General features: G+C 36.0%; 23 protein-coding genes and 1 tRNA gene. 17 read left to right on the top strand and 7 right to left on the bottom strand.

Annotated elements, in window-relative coordinates; all coding sequences use genetic code 11:
- Positions 1-90 precede the first annotated feature (90 nt).
- Positions 91-513, bottom strand: a complete 423-nt coding sequence (locus AACK98_RS07655) for a hypothetical protein (RefSeq protein ID WP_339041224.1) — start codon at positions 511-513, stop codon at positions 91-93.
- A 525-nt stretch (positions 514-1,038) separates the two neighbouring features.
- Between AACK98_RS07655 and AACK98_RS07660 the strand changes: the two genes are divergently transcribed.
- From AACK98_RS07660 to murJ, 12 genes are all read left to right on the top strand, one after another.
- The gene (locus AACK98_RS07660; protein WP_339041226.1) at positions 1,039-2,265 is read left to right on the top strand and encodes an aspartate kinase; all 1,227 of its coding nucleotides are present in this window, start codon (positions 1,039-1,041) and stop codon (positions 2,263-2,265) included.
- A gap of 767 nt (positions 2,266-3,032) precedes the next feature.
- On the top strand, positions 3,033-3,443 hold the full coding sequence (gene ndk / locus AACK98_RS07665; RefSeq protein ID WP_410520032.1) for a nucleoside-diphosphate kinase: 411 nt from the start codon (positions 3,033-3,035) through the stop codon (positions 3,441-3,443).
- A gap of 472 nt (positions 3,444-3,915) precedes the next feature.
- Positions 3,916-4,473, top strand: coding sequence for an NAD(P)H-dependent oxidoreductase (locus AACK98_RS07670; protein WP_339041228.1), 558 nt, complete (start codon positions 3,916-3,918; stop codon positions 4,471-4,473).
- Positions 4,474-4,483: 10 nt separating this feature from the next.
- Positions 4,484-5,827, top strand: coding sequence for a phosphoglucosamine mutase (glmM, locus tag AACK98_RS07675; protein ID WP_339041230.1), 1,344 nt, complete (start codon positions 4,484-4,486; stop codon positions 5,825-5,827).
- Positions 5,828-6,053: 226 nt separating this feature from the next.
- Complete coding sequence (locus AACK98_RS08325) at positions 6,054-6,614, top strand: disulfide bond formation protein B (protein WP_410519985.1); 561 nt, start codon at positions 6,054-6,056, stop codon at positions 6,612-6,614.
- 406 nt (positions 6,615-7,020) lie between these two features.
- Positions 7,021-8,220, top strand: a complete 1,200-nt coding sequence (locus tag AACK98_RS07680) for an acyl-CoA desaturase (RefSeq protein ID WP_339041232.1) — start codon at positions 7,021-7,023, stop codon at positions 8,218-8,220.
- Positions 8,221-9,162: 942 nt separating this feature from the next.
- Entirely contained in the window at positions 9,163-9,456 is a 294-nt protein-coding gene (locus AACK98_RS07685; RefSeq protein ID WP_339041233.1) for a hypothetical protein, read from the top strand.
- Entirely contained in the window at positions 9,425-9,820 is a 396-nt protein-coding gene (locus AACK98_RS07690; RefSeq protein WP_339041235.1) for an IS1 family transposase, read from the top strand. Before AACK98_RS07685 ends, AACK98_RS07690 begins: the two co-directional genes overlap by 32 nt.
- Positions 9,821-9,912: 92 nt before the next feature.
- A complete protein-coding gene (nuoH, locus tag AACK98_RS07695; RefSeq protein ID WP_339041237.1) occupies positions 9,913-10,917 on the top strand; it encodes an NADH-quinone oxidoreductase subunit NuoH in 1,005 nt (334 codons plus the stop codon).
- A 681-nt stretch (positions 10,918-11,598) separates the two neighbouring features.
- Positions 11,599-12,078, top strand: a complete 480-nt coding sequence (pal, locus tag AACK98_RS07700; protein ID WP_339041239.1) for a peptidoglycan-associated lipoprotein Pal — start codon at positions 11,599-11,601, stop codon at positions 12,076-12,078.
- Positions 12,079-12,571: 493 nt separating this feature from the next.
- The gene (locus AACK98_RS07705; protein WP_339041241.1) at positions 12,572-13,507 is read left to right on the top strand and encodes a tyrosine recombinase; all 936 of its coding nucleotides are present in this window, start codon (positions 12,572-12,574) and stop codon (positions 13,505-13,507) included.
- Positions 13,508-14,116: 609 nt separating this feature from the next.
- The gene (gene murJ, locus AACK98_RS07710; protein ID WP_339041244.1) at positions 14,117-15,652 is read left to right on the top strand and encodes a murein biosynthesis integral membrane protein MurJ; all 1,536 of its coding nucleotides are present in this window, start codon (positions 14,117-14,119) and stop codon (positions 15,650-15,652) included.
- A 33-nt stretch (positions 15,653-15,685) separates the two neighbouring features.
- Here murJ and folP read toward each other — a convergent pair whose 3' ends face one another.
- Together folP and AACK98_RS07720 are read right to left on the bottom strand one after the other, a co-directional pair.
- Complete coding sequence (gene folP / locus AACK98_RS07715; RefSeq protein ID WP_339041246.1) at positions 15,686-16,447, bottom strand: dihydropteroate synthase; 762 nt, start codon at positions 16,445-16,447, stop codon at positions 15,686-15,688.
- Between the two features lie 63 nt (positions 16,448-16,510).
- Positions 16,511-17,467 (bottom strand): beta-ketoacyl-ACP synthase III, encoded by a 957-nt coding sequence (locus AACK98_RS07720; protein WP_339041248.1) that lies wholly within the window; start codon positions 17,465-17,467, stop codon positions 16,511-16,513.
- Between the two features lie 416 nt (positions 17,468-17,883).
- On the opposite strand from AACK98_RS07720, the gene AACK98_RS07725 reads away from it, so the two are divergent.
- Positions 17,884-18,267: a hypothetical protein gene (locus AACK98_RS07725; protein WP_339041250.1), complete on the top strand. Its 384-nt coding sequence runs from the start codon at positions 17,884-17,886 to the stop codon at positions 18,265-18,267.
- Positions 18,174-18,542 (top strand): IS1 family transposase, encoded by a 369-nt coding sequence (locus AACK98_RS07730; protein WP_339042685.1) that lies wholly within the window; start codon positions 18,174-18,176, stop codon positions 18,540-18,542. The genes AACK98_RS07725 and AACK98_RS07730 overlap by 94 nt, the downstream gene beginning before the upstream one ends.
- 173 nt (positions 18,543-18,715) lie before the next feature.
- Here AACK98_RS07730 and dnaN read toward each other — a convergent pair whose 3' ends face one another.
- Both dnaN and AACK98_RS07740 read right to left on the bottom strand, forming a co-directional pair.
- Complete coding sequence (gene dnaN / locus AACK98_RS07735) at positions 18,716-19,870, bottom strand: DNA polymerase III subunit beta (RefSeq protein ID WP_339041253.1); 1,155 nt, start codon at positions 19,868-19,870, stop codon at positions 18,716-18,718.
- Between the two features lie 220 nt (positions 19,871-20,090).
- A tRNA-Thr gene (locus tag AACK98_RS07740) sits at positions 20,091-20,162 on the bottom strand.
- 295 nt (positions 20,163-20,457) lie between these two features.
- On the opposite strand from AACK98_RS07740, the gene nuoI reads away from it, so the two are divergent.
- The 3 genes from nuoI (at position 20,458) to flhB (ending at position 22,956) form a co-directional block, all read left to right on the top strand.
- On the top strand, positions 20,458-20,940 hold the full coding sequence (gene nuoI / locus AACK98_RS07745) for an NADH-quinone oxidoreductase subunit NuoI (RefSeq protein WP_339042687.1): 483 nt from the start codon (positions 20,458-20,460) through the stop codon (positions 20,938-20,940).
- 145 nt (positions 20,941-21,085) lie between these two features.
- Positions 21,086-21,868: a flagellar biosynthetic protein FliR gene (locus AACK98_RS07750; RefSeq protein ID WP_339041255.1), complete on the top strand. Its 783-nt coding sequence runs from the start codon at positions 21,086-21,088 to the stop codon at positions 21,866-21,868.
- 14 nt (positions 21,869-21,882) lie between these two features.
- Positions 21,883-22,956 (top strand): flagellar biosynthesis protein FlhB, encoded by a 1,074-nt coding sequence (gene flhB / locus AACK98_RS07755; RefSeq protein WP_339041257.1) that lies wholly within the window; start codon positions 21,883-21,885, stop codon positions 22,954-22,956.
- A 315-nt stretch (positions 22,957-23,271) separates the two neighbouring features.
- Here the strand turns inward: flhB and AACK98_RS07760 are convergent, their stop codons facing one another.
- Positions 23,272-23,904, bottom strand: a complete 633-nt coding sequence (locus AACK98_RS07760; RefSeq protein WP_339041259.1) for a hypothetical protein — start codon at positions 23,902-23,904, stop codon at positions 23,272-23,274.
- Positions 23,905-24,331: 427 nt separating this feature from the next.
- Positions 24,332-25,000 (bottom strand): OmpH family outer membrane protein, encoded by a 669-nt coding sequence (locus AACK98_RS07765; protein WP_339041261.1) that lies wholly within the window; start codon positions 24,998-25,000, stop codon positions 24,332-24,334.
- Positions 25,001-25,057: the final 57 nt, after the last annotated feature.

Below are 25,057 nucleotides of genomic sequence, written 5' to 3' on the forward strand. Positions count from 1 at the left end.
AAATAAGTAATTTATCAGCGGTAGATTTCACTGGCACTTGCAGATCTAAAATGCACTGAAAAGCTTTATGACCTCGCTTGAAGTGTAAATCTATATTTCACGAGATCGATAAGTTTTTAACACAGAGTTTATGTGTAAACAATTGCAACATTCAAATTCTACTATGCATTTTTGTATTTTGTATACAAATTCCCTATTAGAATAAGGCATTCTTATACGCTTTGTGACGATATCCACTACTATCTCGTTAACAGCTCTATAAGTCCAACGACCATGACACTTTGGACAGAGATACTTCAATATTAAGTATAGAATTGCCATAAGAAATACTACAAGTGCTGCAACTGCAGAACTTAAAAGAGCAATAAAATAATCAGCTATATATTGAGAGTTTGAGGCAAATATTTTATAGCTAAAAGAGGTAACTATAAAGACAGCAAATAAAAACACACTTAAGTAAATGCCACGTTTATAAGATTCGTCTCTTATTTTTTCCACTTCTTTGTATTTCATGAATAATTAGTTTTAGACATTATACCTCTTGCATAACCTCATTCTGAGGTAGAAATTCTTATAGAGTAGATTTTTGCAAAACGTCACCAAACAATGATCCACGTGAGTGTTTTTATGTTTTAGTGACAATCAAATCACAGTTTGGAACAGGTTATGCAAGAGGTCTATTATATATCAATTCTCAAAAAGAACTAGGTGGTCGTTCTATATAGATGCATAGCTTAGCACTGTAAGCGGTGCTTAGGTACAAGATTAGCGCTAAACAGAGGTCGACTTTTGGATGGTATCATATAGATAATGCGTTATACATAACTAAATTTCATTGCTTACTTTTTTGTTATTTAATACAACCTATGTATTTTAAAATTATTAAGATTTGCAAAGATATCGCCGTTGTGATATTGCGTATTGACAACTGCATGCTACCTTTAGATTTATTTTTAATGAGCATGTAAAATGCTCTGTTTCATAATAATTAGCAGGGTTTATGGATAACAAATTTTCAATTTTCACGATGTAAAGTTTGTGCAAGTAGTTGTAAAGAAATTTGGAGGAACGTCTGTTGGCAATATCGAGAAGATAAAGCGTGTTGCTAACATAATTAGTCGTTCTTTGAAAAGTGGGCAAAAAGTGGTCGTTGTCTTATCTGCAATGTCCGGGGTAACAGATTCTTTAATTGAAACAATACGCAAAGTTTCAGATTTGAGTTCTCCTGCTACATCTTTTGAATATGACTCTATCCTCTCATCTGGAGAGCAAGTTAGTGCGGGACTACTTGCACTTGCGCTACAGTCTATTGGCTTAAAAGCAAGGTCATATCTTGGCTGGCAACTTCCAATAAAAACTGATGGAAATTTTTCCAGTGGAAATATAGTTGAAATAAATACGGCTCCAATACTTCAGTCTCTCAGCATCGATGAAATCCCTGTAATATGTGGCTTTCAAGGGGTATATGAAGGTAGAATTGTAACATTAGGGCGCGGCGGGTCAGATACAACAGCAGCTGCCATTGCGGCCGCACTTAATGCAGAGCGATGTTATATATACACTGATATATCAGGTGTTTACACATCAGATCCAAAAATTGTAGAAAAAGCAAATCAGATAGAAATGATTGCTTATGCAGAGATGCTTGAGATGTCTATGACGGGTGCAAAAGTTCTGCATCCAAGAGCTGTTGAAATCGCAATGCGCTCGAACCTTAAAATGCAAGTATTATCAACTTTTGATAATACGCCAGGAACAATACTGGTGAGTGATTGTAATGCAAGTAGTAAAAATTACATAACTGGTATAGCTGGCCGAAGTGATATAGCGGTTCTAATGTTGCCATGTGCTGACATAGTGGGCTCCTTAGCACAAAAAATATACAAGCTTTTCGAGTATCATTCTTTATATACGGAAGTATTGCAACTAAGCGCGCAGAGCCTGAGAGCAATGAATTATTTGGTGTTTATAGTCAATAAGTCAGAAATAAACAAAGTACAACAAGTTTTTGCTTCAGAATCGCAGCTTCGTGGCATGGAATACACATTAAATACGTCGGTCGCAAAAATTGCTATAGTAAATACTAATACAAGCAAGCAGGATTCTATATTACAAAAAATGTTTCAAATCTTATCAGAAAAAGGTATAAATATTTTAGCTACTGCCATCTCAAAAGTAAAGGTGGCTGTTTTGGTAGATGATATACATAAAGAATTAGCCATGCGCAGTTTGCATACTGCTTTTGGTTTGGATCGTGAGGAGTGAGCGGTAAACTATGAACAAATTCGATTTTTACATAAAACTTTTGATTATTGTCTCAATGTTATCTCTTGCATCATGCAGGTCAGATCCTTCAGCTTACGATCTGAAAAGCCCTTGTGCGGCAAGTGAAGATGGATTATACGATAACGCGCCTTGTGTTAGGAAGAGGCCATCTGAACATTATATAGCATAATCTTGTAGAAAATTTCGTTGTTTTAAGCTATAATTCCATCCCATGTGTTTTTTGGCTTATGGTCGGTATGTGCGCTTTATTTATTCATTTTCTATAGAAAGCAGCATCTAGGCGCTGCTCACCAAAGTCACTTGCGCAGATTTTTTTGCCTGATTTTCAAGTATTACTTCGTTAATTTCTTCGCAGATATATATAAATATTTGCCAAAAATTAACTTGTAGTCTAAAGAATCATGCCATTAAAATCCTTTGCACGTGCACTTACTTAAGGCAGTGCCTAGTACTTAAGTCTGTAAAGTAGTGTTGTTTTTCAAGCGTTTTTATTTAACGTATGGACAAATTATTCATGATGCCAAACTAATATGTTTGAAATGATGCTGATTTTTGAGTTATGATCATTTTATCTAGAGCATGATCTATTTAAAAATTAGGTTTTGTGATGAGGCAGAGGCAAAATTGCAGAAAGTAGTTCGGCAGTATCTAGAGCGTTTTTAATGCAAGTGATATGAGATTTATGTTAAAAATGCAGCAGAAACATCAAAAAGTTATTGATTAAAAATAAAATTTTACTAAACATAATGATAGAACAAACGTTATCCATTATTAAACCTGATGCAATCAGAAAGAATTTAAGATCTGCAATAAATCAAAGATTCTTAGATGTTGGGCTGGAAATTGTCGCTGCAAAAGAATTGCATATGACGCAAAAGCAAGCGGAAGATTTTTATGCTGTTCATAAAGAAAGGCCATTTTTCGGCGAACTTGTTGAGTATATGACTTCCGGACCTGTTGTTGTGCAGGTTCTCTCAGGGCCTGGTGCTGTTGAGAAGAATAGGCATGTTATGGGCGCTACAGATCCAAGTCAGGCTGAGCCAGGAACAATTAGGAGGGATTTCGGAGAAAGTATAGGAATCAATGCAGTACATGGCTCTGATTCAAAAGAAAATGCTATGCGAGAAATCCGATTCTTTTTTGGTGATATTGTGTAATATCCAGCAAATATAAAGTTCATATTCCTTAAAGCGATTTTGACTTTTATTTAACTGATAATTGTATAGGAAAAATGGTCGTGCAAAAGGATATATACCACAGGTAAATGAAGAGTTGGTATTTATTAGATCCCTTCTTCAGACGCTTGTTTCGGCAGCCAGTTGCTTGGCCGCGTCCGTGTTTTGGATGCTCGTGTATTTCTTGTACACTTGCGTTTCCTCGCGCTTTCGTATGCTTCTTGCGCTTGTCTAAACTGGAAGCGAGTTTTAATAAGAAGTCTGTTATATGTATACGAAGTTAGACTTCAAAAAAGCTAGGAAGAATTTGAGTGCATGTGTATGCAAAATACATAGAAGCGCTTCGACAGATGCCAAAAGTATTACTAGTGTATCTTGTGTGCTATATAGCTTCGCATGTGTGGTTCTGTACTGCCAAAGGGAAGGATGAATATGCGTTATTTGTGGGGAATATATGAAGATTTTAGCTTTTGCCGGTAGCATACGATCTGGCTCTTTGACTGAGCATGTGCTTGATTTTGCTTTAGACAATATACGCAAAAAAGAAGGTTATGCATTAGAGAATTTCAGACTGGCAGATTTTGACATTCCGATGTTTAGTGACATAGCGCTTAGCAAGTTGGAGAGAAATGCTGACATACTAAAGCTGCTGGAAATGACGCATTCAGCTGATGCAATCTTGATCGCATGTCCTGAATATAATGGCTCGGTACCAGGATGTTTAAAGAATCTGATAGACTGGTTATCATTCAACATTTTGCAGGAAGAAGGTTATATTCAACCATTTGTTGGAAAGATTTGTGGAGTTTTAAGTGCAAGTCCTAGCCAATTTGGTGCAGTTAGAGCAGTGCTTCATCTACATGATATTCTGGTGCATCTAAAAAGTGTTGTGATGCCAGAATATCTGTGTTTACCTCGCGCTGCAGTTGGTAAGATTTCTGAGAGTGATATAATGGCGCTGCACTCATATTCCAATAATTTTATAAATTTTATAAGAAAGCATAAATCCTGATATCTTAAAAATGACAAAAAAACTATTTGGCACTGATGGTATACGAGGCAAAGTAAATCAGTATCCTATGACAGCTGAGGTTGCACTCAAGTTTGGTATGGCTGCCGGTGTTTACCTACATCGTGCTGGTTATAGAAATCGTGCATTAATAGCAAAAGACACTAGACTTTCAGGTTATTTAATAGAACCAGCAGTAACAGCAGGTCTAATCTCAGTAGGTGTTGATGTTACTTTAGTCGGTCCGATGCCAACTCCTGCAGTACCAATGTTAATAAAGTCACTAAGAGCAGACTTTGGCATTATGATTTCAGCTTCACACAATCCTTACTATGATAATGGACTTAAATTATTTGGTAATGATGGTTATAAGCTTGGAGAACATTGTGAGGATAAACTTCAGCAGCTAATCATTTGTAATGACTTTGAAGAACACCTTGCGCTGCCAGAGAAATTAGGCAGAGCTAAACGTCTTGATGATGCGCCTGGAAGGTATGTTGAACATGTAAAAAATTCTTTTCCAAAAGATAAGACTTTAAACGGCATGCGCATAGTTTTGGATTGTGCAAATGGAGGAGCTTATAGACTTGCGCCTGCTATACTTTGGGAGCTTGGTGCTGAAGTTATCTCTATCGGATGTGAGCCAAATGGTTTTAATATAAATGAGGGCTGTGGAGCTGTTCATACGGCTTTGCTCTCTGCTAAAGTTATAGAGACTAGAGCAGATATAGGGATAGCATTGGATGGTGATGCAGATAGAGTGATTATATGTGATGAGCTTGGGCAAGTTGTACATGTCGATCATGTGATTGCAGCGATTGCGTTATCTCTAAAGGAAAGGGCGCTATTGAATGGAAGCAGTATTGTTGTTACTCATATGTCAAACAGTGCGCTCGACGAATTTCTTGCTCAGAATGGAATTTCTGTGTATCGCTGTAAAGTAGGGGACAAGCATGTTTCAGAGAGGATGAAAAATTCAGGTTGCAATTTTGGCGCTGAACAATCTGGTCACATAGTATTTAGCGATCATAGCACAACTGGAGATGGAATACTTGCTGCACTTCAGATCCTCACACTTCTGATTGAAAAAAATTGCAAGGCAAGCGACATAAGTGATATTTTTAAATTACGTCCTCAGATAAGAAAAGATATAGGGTTTTTGGGATCCAGTCCGCTTGAAGATAAAGAAATTATAGAGAAGTTAAGCAAGATTCAAAATGATAGTTCAGATGTTAGAATCATAGTTCGTCCTTCTGGGACTGAGAAATTGATACGTATTATGGTAGAGGGACAGAATTCCTCTAGGATGGTGGGAGTGCTTGAATCTATTGAAAATATCTTATCGCAAAGCGTATAAGCGCCCTTCGTTCTAAGTAGCGCAAACAATTTGCTAAGTAACGTCGTCAATTGCTGTATATAGAAAAGTTGTAAGACTGCAGCTAAATTTAGAGAGCTTAATTGTTCTATAATTTTATACTATATATGTGTGTGGTCTTCTAAAATTTGCAATATCATTACATATATATGATTACTAATAGTAGTATTTATATCATAGGTTTAGATTTTAACAATATGGTTGTATCATGAATAATAAAAAGGTTATTTACCTAGAACTTCTTTATCGACACTTTTATTTTATAGCTCTGACAATAAGTGCTGTAGCGCTACTCGTTGCATATACAATAGAATTTTTCGGTGGGATGATGCCGTGTAATTTGTGCATATATCAAAGGATTCCTTATTATCTATTAATGTTTTTGACACTTTTTGCTATGCTTATGCACAGTAGGTGGCATTTTCTATATTCCTGGTATGTTGTAATTTGTACCGTTGTAATTTTCTCTGGATTTTCAATCTCAATATTTCATTTTTGCGTTGAGAGTGGCTTGATATCATATAAGTCTAAGTGCATCAGTGATTTTAGCGACGCACGTTCATTACTAGACATAAAGAATATTATTGAGAATGTTGGCATTGTAACATGCGATGCGAAACAAGGAGTATTTTTGGGAATTTCTATGGTTGTTTGGCATATTATCTACTCTGCAGTTTCGCTTGCTATATGTTTGCTTGCTTTATCATATCGATTTTGTAGTTTGACGCATTCTTCTAAATATGGTAGACAGGATGCAGTGAAGCTTTGAAAATTTTGTTCTGTTGTTTCATGTGTGTGAGAAGCAGTTGTTATTCTATTATAATTGCGTCGTGTGTTTGCATGGGTGTAGTCTTATATTGCCTTAATTTAGTGTTCTTAAGCCATGTTTTTCTGCATCTGCTTCCTTATGTAACTGCTAGCTCGTGTTATAAGCTCCGCTAATAAATATCAAAAGAGTAGTCTTGATTGATTGCGTGCAATTTTCAGCAGTTGCTTGTATACTGTGTAGGAAGCATATGATACTAATAACAAAGTGCTTAAGTTGATACGGAAATAGCTTGGTGAGCAGTGTCATACCAGCTTTACTTTCAGTTGAAAATGGTGTAGCTGTGCAGCTCTAATTTTGATTAGTTGGTCATATATAATATATTTTGATCTAAAGGGGGTTTATCCTTATGAAGTATGCTGGATCTGGCGTAGCTGGACGCATTAATTGGCTTGTTGCGTTCATTTTAATAGTCTATCCAATTATTCTTGCTTCCATGGCATTTGTGTATTTAAGAAATCGTCAGTTTGGGATATTTGAACTTTCTATGTTGCTGATGGGGCATTACTGCACGAATATATCTGTTGGTGTTGGGCTGCATAGACTTTGGGCACATGGAGCTTTTAAAACAAGCAAATGGGTTGAATGGTTCTTAGCACTTTTTACAGCTGGTGTGCTTCAAGGTCCTGCTTTGATGTGGGCTTCTGATCATCAGAGGCATCATGCGTATACTGATACAGAGCTTGATCCACATTCTCCATTAAAATATAAAAATAGATGGCTTGGTTTCTTATGGTCTCATATGGGCTGGATGCTAATACGTAGTGACTTTCATATAGATACTATGACAATGAGGAAGTTAGGAAAGCCTGGTAGTCCGTTGCTTTGGCAGCTGAAGCATTATTATAAGCTCGCTATTTTCATGAATGTTGTGGTGCCGCTAGTGCTTGGTTATTTGCTGACGTTTAGTTTACAAGGTGCTATTGCTGCTTACATCTTTTTAGGTCTTGGTAGAGCATTTCAACAACATATGACATTTTGTGTCAACTCACTTTGTCACTACCTTGGAGCTAGAAAATATACTGATGGAACAGCTGGAGATATTTGGTGGATGTTTTTCCTGCTGCTCGGTGAAAATTGGCATAATTTCCACCATGCATTTGCAAGGGATTATAGGAATGGATGGAAGTGGTATCAATTTGATGTGCATAAGTGGATAATATATGCTATGTCAAAACTTGGTCTTGCTTGGGATCTAATCAAGACACCTGTTGCGAGAATAGAAGCAAAAGAGAAGGAAGCGCAAAGTCGTGCAATCAGTAGACTCCAAGCTAATCTCAAATTCATTGAAGCTGCGGCTCAGCGTATAGCAGATGGCGCAAGGTCATATGTATTAAATGCTGAGAAATCTGCTCATGAAATTGCTGAGAATGTAAGAGAGAAAATGAAGCTTCTTGAAAGCTCTGCTTTAAATCTAGCGTTAAAGGTTAGAAGTTATGCTGCTGAAATGAATATCAGTGATGAGATTGTAATGAAAGCAAATAAGAAGTTGCGTTCTATAGAGCGTCTTGCTGAGAGTTTTGGCATAGTTATAAGTGGCCTCAAGTAGCGTTACACCTTAAATTATTTAGAGAAGAGTGCTGGTTGAGAGTTCTATTTTGGTGCTGGTTTTGAAGGTAAGGAGCCGGCACTTGCTTTTAGGTGTATATTAGCGGTGATATTATTTGTGAAAGTAAATAAAAAGTTGTGTCTCGAGTACTAGAAGCTTGCTAGTCCATCCGCCAAAATTTTTGTGGAGAAGTGAAATGTGTAAAAATTAGCATAGGATTCGGTCTTGCGCTAATTTTTGGATATATTATTACTCATGTGCCTAGGCAAACACTACTTTCACAAAATCCGTAAAATTTTTGCGTTTATTATAATATTTTCTTACGGATTTAAAGCGCTATTTTTGCGCCCCAAGCGCCATTTCATACTTGCTTCCGAGACTTTTTGGCATTGCGAGCTAGTCTTTATATGACAGCCTTGTGTCATCACCTATAAGAAGCAGAGGATTTATTTCTGTTGTAAGCAGTTATGATGCGCTGAAAGTCCAGCAGAAGAAATGGCAACATTGCCAAAAACCTTGTGGATTTTTGTGAACAGTGTCATATCCAAAAAATTAGCGTAGCAAATCGATTTTTGACGGACATACACTATATACTCTGATAAATAATAATTCTTCATTTCTCAGAAGGCGCATATTTGCAAAGAAATTAACAAAGTAATATGGAGAATTAAGCCAAAGAAGCCTGCAAAATAACTTGGTGAGCGGTCCTTATTCTTCCTTACAAAGTTTGCATAGTTGTTTACTTATAAACCACTCAATCAATATCTAAAAAACAGCGAGTACTGACTTATATATGAAAGCATAATAAAGCTTTTTTTGAGAGTTTTCACAATTAGATAGAAGTATGATATGATCACTTTTTTAAAAACTAAAGAGTGGTTTTATGGTTTGTTGTAAGGGATGTTGCTCTGATATCTTTGTAAAGAATGGCATTGTGAGTGGGTGTACAGAGTTATAAGTGCAGATCATGTTCTAAATTTTGTTGAGGGCGATCTGGGCAAGAAGCCTCAAACAGCTGTTAAGAAAGCATTATGCGTTATGCTATGTAGTCTTGGTAAGGGCTCTTTTTCTATGTTAGGCAAGATATTAGGTCATTCGCCGTCCATAATTTATCGCTGGGTAGTAGAGGCGATGGGCAAGACTCAGGAGCCAGTTGTCTCTTCGGATATTATGGAGATGGAATTCGACGAGATGTGGCATTTTATTGGTTCAAAAAAACAAGCTTTGGATCATTAAGGCAGTTGATCGTAGTACAAGGAGAACCGTTGCCTGGGTTACAGGCAATCGTGATACTGCAACATTCCAAAAGCTCTACAACAAAGTGAGTCATCTGAAAGAATGTCATTTTTATACGGATGATTGGGATGCTTTTTCTAAAATTTTACCCAAAGAGCGTCATACAATTGGAAAGTCTGGCACAGTATGTATCGAGAGAGATAATAGCAACACGCGACATCATTTAGGCCGAATGACACGGCGCACTAAAATCGTTTCTAAAAAAGAGTCAATGGCATACGGATCCATCAAGCTTTGGTGCGCTCTTACTATTACACAAATATTCAAACAATATCAAGAACAGCTCTTATCTATCTTTATGTGAAAACTCTCCTTTTTTGTTACTTGATAATATAGGATGTCAGTTGTATCCTACAGCATATAGTTTATCCTTTTTCTCATGTTTTTTGGAAAGATATGGAAGTCTTATATCAGCTGATTATACCAAATTTAAAGAATATAGTTATTTTGCTTGTACCACTCATTATATGCGTTGCTTATTTAACGTATGCGGAGCGTAAAATAATAGGGTGGATGCAATTAAGGCTTGGTCCTAATATAGTTGGGCCATTTGGTCTTCTGCAGCCATTGGCTGATGCTTTAAAGCTGATGTTTAAGGAACAGCTTATTCCAAGAAATGCAGATAAAATCTTGTTCCTACTTGCTCCAATCATTACATTTAGCATAGCAATGATAGGGTGGGCTGTGATTCCAATAGGAGATTTTGTAATAGCAGATATTAACATTGGTGTAATCTATTTGTTGGCGACATCTTCGCTTGGTGTATATGGCATTATAATAGCTGGTTGGGCAAGTAATTCACAATATGCTTTCCTTGGTGCAATGAGATCAGCAGCTCAGATGATTTCTTATGAACTTGCCATGGGTTGTTGTGTAGTTTGTGTTCTACTTGTAACGCAGTCTTTGAATCTTAGAGAAGTCGTCATAATAAAGTCTAATGCGCCGTTTTATCTAGATTTGCTTTTATTACCTGTATTTGTAATATTTTTCATTTCAGTGCTTGCTGAAACCAATAGACATCCATTTGACATGCCAGAGGCGGAAGCAGAACTTGTTGCTGGTTATCATGTTGAATATTCCTCTATGGCATTTGCTCTTTTCTTTCTAGGAGAATATGCGAACATGATACTAATGAGCGCTATTACTGCAATCTTTTTTATGGGGGGATGGCTTCCTCCATTTGGTTTTGATTGGCTGAGTTTTATACCTGGTCCGCTTTGGTTAGTATTGAAAATTTGTTTCTGTTTATTTATTTTCATATGGGTTAGAGCTGCACTGCCGAGGTATCGTTACGATCAGTTGATGAGGCTTGGCTGGAAAGTTTTTCTTCCGCTAACTTTTGTTTGGCTTGTTTTGATTTCATTTGTAATTACCACTAATGGATATACTCCAGTTATATAAGTGTAGAGTGTTGCTAGAGAGTGTATACCGCAGGGTAAATGAAGAGTTTGGTATTTAACTTGCGTTTGCATATGAAGCTAGACTTCGAAAAGAGCGAGGAAAAACTTGGGAGCGCATAGATGGTGTATACAATACATAACACTAGGTCTTTTTAAGAGGCGCCAGTTTTTGAAATATAGCGAGTATACTATGTCAAAACATATGGCTAAATGTTAAATAGTAAGTCATAGCAAAATAAGTTAGATCTTCTAATGTCTTTGTTGTATCCTAATAAGCTGGAGCATATCAAAATATCATGGTTCTTTGTTTTGTGCGTTTCGGTATGTATTAAAGTGAGTGTAAATACACTATTTTGCAGGCAAAATGTTATGGATGTAGAATTTTCATACTTTATTTAGTGCGAAATATGGCTTTTGCTTGTAAGTATTGCGCTCTAATGTATATATCGAAGCGCACTAGTTTTAACCGCTTTTGTTGTTGTTCTAACGCAGTGTTGTAAGATTTTGAGTGGTACTTTCATAAGTTGTAAAATGAAAGCTGAAAGCTTGTTGATTTCGGTTAAATGGCTTGCATGATTCCCAGCTTAGAAACTCAAAATGTTTGACCATTATACAAAAAAAATGTAATGGTAAAATTTATAGTGATGCGTAACTATTTTATATTACTTCAGGAGTTAATTTTATGAAAATTGCTACAAAATTTTTATTAACCACTTGCTCTCTAGTAGCATTGACAGCTTGCGGTGGGAAGAAGACTGTATCTGATAGCGCAAATGTTGATAGCTCGGGAACTGCTATGCAAACAACTTTACAAGATGAGTTTAATGCAAAAGCTGGAGATAGGGTATTCTTTTCATTTGATAAGTCTAGCTTAGATCAAGTACAGCAAGATACACTAAGAAGACAAGCACGTTTCTTCAAAGAAAATCCTAGTATGACTGCAACAATCGAAGGGCATGCAGATGAAAGAGGAACAAGAGAATACAATCTTGCACTTGGTGAGCGTCGTGCAAATAGCGCTAAGAAGTGTCTAAAAGAGCTTGGTGTAGATTGTCAAAGACTCAGCACTGTAAGCTATGGTAAAGAAAGACCAGTGGTTCAAGGTAGTAACGAAGAAGCTTGGGCACAGAATCGTGTTGCTATCACGGTTGTGAGAGACTAATTTTACGTGCATGTACAAGCGCCTAAGCTGTAGATGCTGCTGTAAGGTATGGACTTGCACTTGAGTACTGTGGAAGTTGTTTTGCGTCCAAAATTTGGAAGCATGTTGTCATAAGTGCGCAGGCTTCCAAAGCTTTATACTGCTGGTTTTAAGGCTGAAGAGTTTTATAGTTAAGAACTGTTAGTCAAAATCGCAAAAGCACTCCCCAGTGTACTGACTCTATGAAAAAAGCCTTGCTTTTTCACAAGCGCTTTTTAAACAGGTATTAAAGGTGCAAAACAATATTTGGATATCTTACAATATGATTGCTTGTTATAGCTCACATTTGCTTGAAATCCGTATAAATATCAATCTTTAGAGTTATAAACACTCTATAACACTTTTAACTTCCTTGACTATAAATATGGAAAATGAGACAAACAAGACCTGCACACTGATTTAGTGAGCAATGCCATATGTAGTAATGTGCTTCGCGGAAGGTTTCAACTAGCTTATGTTATGTGATGATACATTATATGTAGAACAGTTCATAGAGATGTTAGCTGCTGAAAGAGCTACGTCTGATAATACGCTACTTGCTTATCAAAACGATGCCCTGGAGTTAGTTGCATATATGAATTTCCGCAATCTCTCAATTGCGTATGCTTCTAAGTCTGATGTTATAGAATATTTTTCATATCTTCAGGTGAAAAATCTTAGCACAAGGACATTGGCAAGAAAGCTTTCTGTAGCAAGACAGATATTCGACTTTTTAGTTAGTGAAAAGAGGTGTGATCATAACCCTATCATATCAATAAAAAATCCTAAGATATCTAGTTCTCTTCCTAAAGCATTATCTCAAGATAATGTTTTTCTATTAATAGAGGCTGCAAGTAAAGATACATCTAATGAAGGTATTAGAACATCTGCTATGCTTGAGATGTTATATGCAACTGGAATGAGGATATCTGAGCTTGTAACGCTTAAAATGCAGGTAATTGAAAGAGATTTAAAGAGTAAAGAAGTTGCAAGACATATACTAATTAGGGGAAAGGGTGGCAAAGAGCGTATAGTACTTCTAAACCTGGAAGCGGTCGATATACTAGACAAATATTTAGAAATTAGATCTGTATTCATAAAAAATAAGCAAAAAACAGATTGGCTCTTTCCATCTGTTGATAAAAAAGGCAATATATCTCATATTACCAGGCAGAGATTTGGTCAGATATTAAAAAGCTTAGCGATACAATCAGGGGTTCCACTACATCTTGTGTCTCCACATAAGATAAGACATTCGTTCGCAACACACATGTTAGAAAATGGAGCAAATCTTAGGATTTTACAAGAGCTGATGGGTCACTCTGATATATCCTCTACACAGATATATACAAAAATTACCAGCAATAGAGCGGCAGAAATAGTTTTTACAAAACATCCTCTTGCTAAATAGTTTAATAGAATTGTGTCTTACGGGAGTTGGTATTATGTGGCACAAAACTTTTGAATTTATATTATGGTGTATATAGCATATACTTAGTACGCACCGTAAGGAAATGTTATAATAAGCGCAAAAAACTTATGGATTTTGTGAAAGTAGCATTTGCAGCATAGGGTCAATTAATATATCCCAAAATTAGCGCATTGCAGAGGCTTCAGGCTAATTTTTGTACATTAGACCTCTTTCGAAACTAGCTTCTGGCAAAAAAGTGGTAGAAGATTTAGATACGGCAAGACAAGAGTATATTTGGTATACATGAGGAGCTGCGAACACAAAATCGACGCACAAATTCTTGTCATAAGTAGAGTTTCGAAAGAGGTATATTTAACTTTCTGCAAAAATTTATTTGCACAGCAAATCGATTTTTGATGGAAAGACTAAAAGGTGATTTTATAAGAGTAATCTAGATAAATAAGTGATTGTTGCAATTTATAATGCAGTTTTTAAATGAAGGAAGCGGCAGCTTGAGCTCCAAAAAAAAAGTGAAATGCAGAGATCAGTGATTATACGCTATTCATAGCAGCGGTTCACATACTTTTAACATCAAATTCAAATTTTTTTGTGCATATTGTTAGATCAACGTTAATAGTTAGTATAGTCACTTTTGCATCTAGGATAATTGGGTATTTAAGAGACGTGATGATCGCTAGTATCCTAGGTGCAGGGTCTATGAATGATGCTTTTTTGGTAGCATTTAGACTAGCAAACTTATTTCGTAGTTTATTTGGAGAAGGAGCCTTTCACAGTGCATTTATTCCAATATTTGCAGGTATGATAAAACGCAGGAGCATCAACTATGCAAAAGCCTTTGCGTCGAGAGTACAGTCTTTATTATTTCTGTCATTATTTTGTTTTTGTGTGGTTGCATTGTTATCTATGAGATTTATCGTAGAAATCACAACTCCAGGACTGACATTTGATAATCCTGAGTATTTAAATTTCATCACAGAACTTGCAAGAATCACATTTCCTTATCTATTACTTATCTCAATGGTGGCCTTTTATGGTGGAGTATTAAATAGTATAGGCAAATTTTTTCCATTTGCTTCTATATCTATTCTATTCAACATCACACTAATTATATTTTTATTGTGTAGATCTGTATTCAAAACTACTGCTCATGCATTGTGTTATGGACTGCTGCTTGCTGGCATTATCGAGTTAATTTGGATGATTTATTTCGCAAAAAGGAATGATGTAATTATTCCAATTAAGAAGCCAAAAATAAATAGTAAAATAAAAACCATGTTAAAGAGAATGACGGCTGGGATGTTCGGGGCTGGAATATTGCAAGTAAATGTTTGGATAGATATGGTGATTGCTTCATTTATTTCTGGCGGTATTTCGTTTTTATATTTTGCAGATAAAATAATGCAACTCCCTCTTGCTGTGATAGGCACAGCATCATCATTTACACTTCTTCCGACACTTGCGAAAAGTTTTCAAGTAAGTAATTTCGAAGCTGCGAATGCTACTCAGAATTCCATGTTGAAATTTACAATGTTTTTTGCCATTCCATCTTGCTTTGGTATTATATACTTAGCGTTTGAAATAGTTGATTTGCTTTTCCATCGTGGAGCATTTACACATTCAGACACTCTTAAAACTGCTGCTGCGCTACAGTTTTTTGCTCTTGGATTGCCAGCTTATGTTTTAAATAAAATTTTTATTAGTTATCTTCACAGCAAAGGGGATGTAAAGACACCTGTGACAATAGGAGCTATTTGTCTTATTTTAAACGCCTGTTTTAGCGTGGCGCTTGTCATTCCTCTTCAGCATTCTGGGATCGCGCTGTCGTCATCTATTGTTGCGTTTATAAACGCTGCTATGCTTATGAGAGGTTGTTATAAGCACAGTGGTTATAAAATAGACATTAGATCGATTTTTAGTCTCATATATAGCATGATAGCAGCACTGATAATGGTAATATCATTATGTGTTTTGCAATTGTTACAAATTGTAAACTCTAAGATATTAGAAATGTTATTTTTACTAGTGTCTGCTGCGATATGCTATATAGTGTCGTATTTTGCGATATTTTATGCACATAAATTTGTTACAACTCAAATTTGGCGTTGCAAGGTAAAGAATGTGTAATACTAATCGATTTTTGATGGACACATTATTTTATTAATTGATTTTATGTTTTAGAATAGCTTCGATTACAGACAAGGCTCTTTTATGCATATGAACATTATGTACTCGCAAATAGTCCACATTTTCTAGCATAAGGTATATGGAAGCCGCTGTTGTTTCTATATCTCTTTGTTCTGGTGGATAATATGTTAATTCTTGTAGAAAAGACTTTCTAGAGTGTCCAACGTATATAGGCACGCCTAGTCTTTTATAGTGTTTAATGTTTGCAATTAGTTCTAATGATTGTTCAGGATTTGTTGTAAATCCTATTCCTGGATCAAAAATAATCTGAGCTTTTTGTATTCCATATCTTAAACATTCCTCTATCTTACGTTCTCCAAAGCTATATATCTCTGAAATATCTTTAACTCTTACTTTTTTGTCTGCGGGAAGTACTAAGCTTTGCATTAATACATATTTGATACTTGGATTGTTTGCAATGATCTCAAGCATTCTTGGATCTTTTCCTCCTGATACGTCGTTTATCATGGAAGCTCCAAGCATTATAGAACGCAGTGCATTTTCTGGATAAAAAGTATCTACACTAATTTCGTATTCTGTGCATAAATTTAACAGCGCTTCTAGTTTTTCCCATTCTTCTTCTTGTGATAGAAGCTTTGCTCCATAAGAAGTTGAGGTAATACCTATATCAACTATCTCGGCGCCTTCTTGCAACATCTGTGCTGCACCTTCAGCTGCAGCTTGTGGAGTACTAAAGCGTCCACCATCTGAAAATGATATATTATTATAATTCAATACGCCAACAAGCTTAGTCATATATTTAGTTTATGTATGTTGGTTTTTTATAACAAGCATTTTTTAAAACCTAATAAGGCCGCTTGCCCATGTCATTCCTGCGCCAACTGCTGACATCCCAATGAGTTGTCCACGTTTTATTCTGCCTGATTTTACATAAGAATCAAAGGCAAGTGGAATTGATGCTGCAGAAGTGTTGCCATGAGTTGCAATTGTTGAAACTATTTTATGTGTTGGTAGTGCTAATTTTTCAGCAACTGCAGATAAGATTCTAGAGTTTGCTTGGTGAGGAATAAACCAATCCAATGCCTCTATTGGTATATTTAATTTTTCAAGTAGCGAAAGGAAAGATTCGCACATTTTGAGCACTGCAATTCTAAATACTTCACGACCAGACATCTGTAATTTAGCACCTAAATTACCTTTCGAGACTCCTCCATCTACTTTTAGTAAATCTATTGTATTCATATCAGAAAACAGCTGGATTTCAAGAATACCTTCGATTATATCGGATCTTTCCAGTATCACACAACCTGCTCCATCGCCAAAAAGTATGCAAGTTGATCTATCATTCCAATCCAGTATTCTTGACATGGATTCTGCTCCTATTACAGCTATTCGTTTTGCGGAGCCTGAAATGATGAAGTTATGTGCAATAGAGAGTGCGTACAAAAATCCTGAGCATACTGCTTGAATATCAAAGGCAAAGCCTTTAGGCATACGTATTTTGGACTGCACTTGCACTGCTGTTGATGGAAATACAAGATCAGGTGTGGTTGTTGCAAGAACTATTCCATCTAGGTCTTCTGGGCCTAGTTTTGCTGAGTTAAGTGCATCAGAAAGTGCAAAGGTAGCAAGATCAGAAGTGTTATGATGCTTTGAGATAATATGTCTGCTTTTTATTCCAGTTCTTTCTGAAATCCAAGCGTCGCTTGTATCAAGAAAAGTTGTGATCTCGTCATTAGATAAAATTTTTTCAGGAAGAAAGGAGCCACAAGCTAGAATGCGAGATGAAAGCACGAAAAAACACTCCATGTAAAACAAACTTTAGTGAGAAGTGAAGATAACACAAAATAGAACTAAAGTGCAACTTAATTAATAACTGCGGCATCATTCAGGTTACTTTTTGCATAATCAGCGGATAACACAAAATACATTTGTCATTATACTTGAACTAGTCGCATGCGTCATAACTCTAAGGAGCTGAGTGGTTTATATATTGGCCTGCAAGCAATTATGATACACCGAAAATCCCGCAGCAAAAGTGGTAAAATTGCCAACAATCTTATGGATTTTGTTAAGCAGTATTTTCGAGAGTTTTCACAATTAGATAGAAGTATGATATGATCACTTTTTTAAAAACTAAAGAGTGGTTTTATGGTTTGTTGTAAGGGATGTTGCTCTGATATCTTTGTAAAGAATGGCATTGTGAGGGGGTGTACAGCGTTATAAGTGCAGATCATGTTCTAAATTTTGTTGAGGGCGATCTGGGCAAGAAGCCTCAAACAGCTGTTAAGAAAGCATTATGCGTTATGCTATATAGTCTTGGTAATGGCTCTTTTTCTATGTTAGGCAAGATATTATGGCATTCGCCGTCCATAATTTATTGCTGGGTAGTAGAGGTGATGGGCAAGACTCAGGAGCCAGTTGTCTCTTCGGATATTATGGAGATGGAATTCGACGAGATGTGGCATTTTATTGGTTCAAAAAAAACAAGCTTTGGATCATTAAGGCAGTTGATCGTAGTACAAGGAGAACATTTGCCTGGGTTACAGGCAATCGTGATACTGCAACATTCCAAAAGCTCTACAACAAAGTGAGTCATCTGAAAGAATGTCATTTTTATACGGATGATTGGGAGGCTTTTTCTAAAATTTTACCCAAAGAGCGTCATACAATTGGAAAGTCTGGCACAGTATGTATCGAGAGAGATAATAGCAACACACGACATCATTTAGGCCGAATGACACGGCGCACTAAAATCGTTTCTAAAAAAGAGTCAATGGTATACGGATCCATCAAGCTTTGGTGCGCTCTTACTATTACACAAATATTCAAACAATATCAAGAACAGCTCTTATCTATCTTTATGTGAAAACTCTCGTATTTTTAAGTATCAGACAAATTATATATCCGAAAATTAGCACAGGGCTGCGGCTTTAAGTCAATTTTTGTACATTTCACTTTCCGCAAAAATTTATTTTATATAGCGAATCAATTTTTGACGGACAGACTAACGAACTTGAGTATAGTCATTTATTCTCAAGCTTATGCAGTGACTTGCATAGGCATTAAGATAAAAAATACATTTGTATAATTACTACAGCGGATCGATGCAGCAGTGTTTGAAGAGCTCAGTGAAAATTCTATGTCAAAACCATTTAAGAGGGATAGTATATCCATGATATATCTAGAATTAAAAGCAATCTCAAGCATACTATCACCATTATATGTAATACCGCTTATGTTTTGTAGAGCATGCGAGTTGTTCTGAGTATTTACAGTCACCTGAAGTTTTTGCTTATCAAATAATAGTTTTACTGATTTGGTTTTATCTATCGTGATAGTAGTTACAAGATCTATAGCGCGACTTAAATCTTGCGCAGGCACAGTTGCGGTAATTGTACTTTGTGGTGGGATAGCTTTTTTATACTCGGGAAATTTACCATCTATTAGTTTAGATATCAGCTTTGTGCCGTTTGTTACTAGAGCAATTTTGTTATCACAAAATTCTAATTCAACTTCTTCTTCAGCTTCAGACAAGATATTTAATATCTCAGCTACAGTTTTTTTCGGCAATATTATCCCAGAAAATTCCTCTGCGGTATCTTGGATTGCAATGTCAGCAACCGCCATCCTGTGACTATCTGTTGCAACAGCAAATAATCTCTTCTCATTATTCACACTTTCTATGTGAAGGTATATGCCGTTTAGATAATACCTAATTTCCTCTGTTGACATAGCATGCCTTACAAATGAAAGTAACATATATAGTGAATTTGCATCTAGATTTAATTTCCACAAGCAGTTTCCAGCATCAAAATCCGGAAATGTATCTGCAGGTAGCGAAGGTATCACAAACTCGTTCACTTCTGTTTTAATTAATAAACTATCTGTAGTTCCAACTTTGCTAATCTGAATTTTTAGATCATCTGGCATTTTCTTTATGATTTCACAAAGCATTTGAGCTGGGGCAGTTGCAACGCCAGGTGATATAATTTCTCCAGCAGTAGTACTGATAACAGACATTTCAGTATCGGTGGTGTATAGCTCTATTTTATCATCTTTAGCAGTGATTTTAACGTTTGCCAAAATAGGCAGAGCATGTTTTTTATCTACAACACCTTGTACTTTATTTAGAGCCTTCAAAAATAATTTTTTTTCTACTTGGATATGCATTTTGTCATCTCTTATGTTACTCATGGCGTAAAAATTGAAGCGCAGTGGCAGCGGCTATTGGCGTTTTTCAGAGTAAATATAGACACTGAACAATACTTAAATTATAACAGAGCATAGTCAACCTTTAACACTTGTTACATAGCGCTCATCAGATTGCTCGAAGCAGAGTTGCGTAAGCAAAAATTTATGCAGCGCGAGCTTAAGTTTATAAAGCGCAAGAATTGCTTTTATTACATCTTCGCGGTGCCGTTAGCAGGAATTGAACCTGCGACCTCTTCATTACCAATGAAGTGCACTACCACTGTGCTATAACGGCATGTACTGCAGTTCTCACTTTAAAGACATACGCATTTCTAAGAAAGCTTCAAAGCGTCGACAGCCTTCCTTATATAAAACAAGCTTGCAAATTACGCAAATAAAAATTTCCAGATGTAGTAATGCGCTATCAAAGAACTAGTATTTCACAATCCAAAAGGCTAAAATCATAAAAAACTTTCGCCTTTTATTGTGATATAATTTATATAATATGGATAGCATGTTTATTGCAAGCGATTCTACATATTAATTCAGATGTGTCGATTAATTTTATGCAAACGTCTCCTATAAAAAGTTTGATATTCTGGTTGAGAGCTTACCTAATGGTCGATATTATAGTTGGCATGATTAGAGTACTGAAGCATATGGTGAGGAAGAAGGTCACTCTAAATTATCCATACGAGAAGGGCTATATGAGTCCGAGGTTCAGAGGAGAACACGCTCTGAGACGTTATGCAAATGATATAGAGGAAGAAAGATGTATAGCGTGTAAGCTTTGTGAAGCTATTTGTCCTGCGCAAGCAATTACAATAGAGGCTGAAGCTAGGTTGGATGCTAGTAGGAGGACGACTAAGTATGACATAGATATGACCAAGTGTATTTACTGCGGAATGTGTCAAGAAGCTTGTCCTGTAGATGCAATAGTTGAGGGGCCTAACTTTGAATATGCGACAGAAACTCACGTTGAGCTGATCTTTAATAAAGCAAAGCTCCTGCAGAATGGCTTGAAATGGGAGACAAGCATTTGTGCAAATATAAATCAGGAAGAAGGAAAGTAATTTTGTCAATTATTCAAAGGTCTGCGCAAGTGACTTTGCCGACAGTGCCATAGGCATTCTACAAAGAAATGAAAATGTAGTGTATACTCGATCAATTTTTAGTTTAGTATGTAGTTGTTATCAAAAACATATAAGCATAGGTTTGGTGAGTAAAACAGTGGTCGTAACAACAATCTCGACAAATACCGTATTTTCAGTTTTTTTGGTTTTTGCAAGAGTAGGTAGTGCTTGCATGCTAATGCCAGGGATTGGTGAGGTTAATGTTCCATCAAGGTGGAAATTACTTATTTCTATATGTCTTAGCATAATTATATACAATGCGGCCTCTTTTCAATTTCCAAAAATGCCAGCGTCTATAATTGGACTATTTTTATTAATAGCTCATGAGGTTTTGGTAGGTCTCTGTTTAGGGCTGATTACCAAACTTGTGTTATCTGCGTTGCACGTTACTGGAATGGTGGTTAGTATGCAATCCGGATTATCTGCAGCTATGATGTTTAGTAATATTCAAGATACACAGAGCAGTATAATTGGAAATTTTCTTTATAATATAGTAATAGTATTGCTTTTGCTTGCAAATTTGCATTTGGATTCTGTGAGAACGCTTGCAAATAGCTATGATGTGATAAGCTTTATGAGTTTCTCGACGCATTATAACGATTTTGCTGAGATTTTTGTGAAGACTGTCTCTAATGTGTGGTCTGTTGGGCTGCGTCTCTCTATGCCATTTGTTATTGCAGGTCTTGTAATGTTTATAGCAATGGGTATCATGTCTAGGCTTATGCCGCAGCTTCAAATGTTTTTCCTGATGTTACCTGCGCAGATTGCTGTATTTATTATTATATTTTACATGGTGATATCTAGTAGTGTTGTGTGGTTTTTAGAACAATATCATGAGATAATGGCCGGTTTATTTGGGATATTCTAGTTTGGTAGGATGTTATGTCGGAAGATCAAAAAGATCCATCACAAAAGACTGAAGAGCCCACTTCCAGAAAGCTTGAAAAGGCTAGGGAAGAAGGAGATGTAGTGACTTCTAGAGAAACTATTACGTTTCTGTTATTTACGTTTTTTACTCTCTCTCTTTATTTTGGAATGCCTCTGATTATGAAGAGTGCTACAAAAATGCTAGCTCCATATACGTATAGTATACATGATATGCATATAGATGCTTTCAGCATAAAGAATTTATATGCAAGAAGTATAATAATTTTTGCTGTAATTGGAGCAATTCCAATTTTATCAGTTATAACAGCAATTATATTAGGATATTGGATACAGCGTGGTGGTTTTATTTTTTCTACTAAAGCTCTAAAGTTCGATTTAAATCGAATTTCTCCTCTCACAGGTTTTGGCAAGTTATTTTCTATGCGCTCAATTGTTGAGCTAATTAAGAATATTTTGAAGATATCGCTGGTTGGTTTTTCCATATTTATAGTGATCATACCAGAAATACAGTCTTTTACGGAGCTTTATTTGCATAGTTGGTCTGGGATATTGAAACTGCTTTCTAACATCATTCTTAAGATGTTTATTACAGTTTCTATTATAATGGCATTGCTTGCGCTTTTTGATTACTTTTATCAAAGACATACATACATGCAAAAAATGCGTATGACAAAACAAGAAGTAAAGGATGAAATGAAGCAATCTGAAGGAGATCAAGAGATTAAAGCAAAGATGAAAAGCATTCGTATACAAAGGATGAAGAGAAGAATGCTTGCTGCTGTGCCAAAAGCTACAGTTGTAATTACAAATCCAACACATTATGCAGTAGCACTTTTTTATCTTCCAGAATCTATGAAGGCTCCGCAGGTTGTTGCAAAAGGACAAGATCACTTAGCGCTAAAGATTAGAGAAGTCGCTAAAGAAAATGGCGTGCCGATAGTGGAAAACAAGGCTTTAGCACGGGCTTTATTCGAGTCAGTTGAGCTAGATGACATAATTCCTTACGAGCACTACAGGGCAGTAGCAGATGTAATTGCCTATATCATGAAGATGCGACCAACTTTATAATAGGAGCTGATAACAAAGTGCTTATGTTTGAGGATTTTTTTATAGTACGCGCGCCAAAAGTCTCGAAAGTGCGCATGAAATAGCGCTTTAAATCCGTAAGAAAATGTTATAATAAACGCAAAAACCTTACGGATTTTGTGAAAGTAGTGTTTGCTTAGGCGCAGGACAAATTATATATCCATAAGATTTGTAGCAACTTTACAATTTTTTCTGCTAGACTTTCGGTGCCTCATAATCACTTGCAACCAACATAAATCCTCAGCTTCTTAGAGTTATTGCGCAGGCGACTTGATATCACAAATCATTGCAGAAAGTTTATTCACATTTGTCAAGTTGTATGTAGTAGTTTTTGTAACGTGGCTGCGCAATAGATTTGTGATTTCCGAATATCCAGCCATAAAAAATAAGATCTTGTATAGACGATTGTTCATCATCAATATATACATCTTCTCCATCTATATCTTGATTTTTATAAAGTGCAACTAAACTCATGCTTTCTGGATGTATCTTTACCTTTTCTTCTTGCCAACAAGATAGTACATGTATGGAAAAGCTATCGAGTTTTTTAACATCGCTCATGCCAACTGTGTGGTATTGCGATTTGCCAGTGTTGATATTAAGAATTCTTAATTTTGCAGAGCTTCTGAATGAGCCATCCGTTAAAATTGAGTAAGTATCTCCATTATCATAACCAGGTGGTAGTAAGTTTTGTGGTGAAGTATCTACTTCATCTTGTTTTTTGTTTTTGCCAAATAAGAAGTCGAAAATTGATTTAGATTCTTTGGCTTCTGCTTCTGTATAGTGATAGCCAAAACAGCAGAAAATAATTACTAGATAGCGAGTTAATTTGTGTAATTGCATATTACCTCTGAATAAAGAGTTTATATACTCACTATGGCACTGCTCACCAAAGTTACTTGCGCAGATCTTTTTGGCATGATTTTCCATATAATACCGACTTCCCAAGTAACAAAATACTTTAGCTTCGTTCTTTTCTTTAAAATTTAAGCACACTCATGGTCACTGTGCTAGAAGTACAGTTAAACTCAAATCTCATCTTAAATTTTCTAAAAAATACGCAGCAAATATATGCTGTTATTTGTGGAGTTTGTATTACTTCATTAAATTCTGCGCAAATATGTATATAATATTTGGTTCAGAAATTAACTGGTACTCTAAAAAATCATGCCATTAAAATCCTTGTGCATACACTTATGAAGGCCGCGCCTAATTTTTCTGTAAAACACAAAAAGTGTGACAACACACTGCATCATCATGCTCTCTACAATCGAAATTGTTTAATGTATTTCGCACTTTAAAGAGAGATTGAGGTCTGCGATGTGTCACCTATGGTGCATTTAAGCAATTACGTAAACTACTTTGTTTGCTTCGCCTTATCACCTTCTTTTTTAGTAGGCTGTGATGTCTTTTCATGTGTAGGAGAAGGTTCGAAATTCACTTTTATGTCTGTCATTTCTTTGTTTAGTTGCTCTAGTATGACATCTGTGATTTCAATGCTATTTACATTGTAGAGAGCTGCTTCTTTTGTTATGACGAGCATTATACCATTCTCTTCAGCATACTTTGCGACTATATCGTGAATTTTGTTCTCATAAATGACCATTGCATCATTAAAAGCTTTGTCGAGACTAATTCTCTCTGCATAAACAGATTTTTGGTAAGACTCAGCTTCTTGAGCAAGTGCTTCGTTCTTTTTTGTTAAAGCTTCTTTTGAAAGGGTAGACTTTTGGGCTTCAATTTCCTGAAACTTCTTTTGAAGTTTTTCTTGTATCTTAATTGCGTTCTTCTTATATTCGTCTGCTTTCTGCTCAACTTGCTTATTCATGCTCTGAGAAGCTAGAGATTTCTCCATAAATTGTCGCGTATCTATTATAGCTATTTTGCAATTTGATTGAGAAATTGCAGTAGTATCAACGCCTAGAGCAGATTGTGTAAAAAGTGGTAGTGAAATAATTGCAAAGAAGAAAAGATAGCCGAGCACTCCAGAAATAGCAGTCTTAGCATTTTTCGAAAATTTACTCATATGATTCCTTTTAGTTTTAGTTTTATTTTGCTTTATGGTCGAATAAATTAAGCATTA

It is taken from the genome of Candidatus Lariskella endosymbiont of Hedychridium roseum (genome assembly GCF_964020185.1).
In the GTDB taxonomy this organism is placed as follows: Bacteria; Pseudomonadota; Alphaproteobacteria; order Rickettsiales; family Midichloriaceae; genus Lariskella.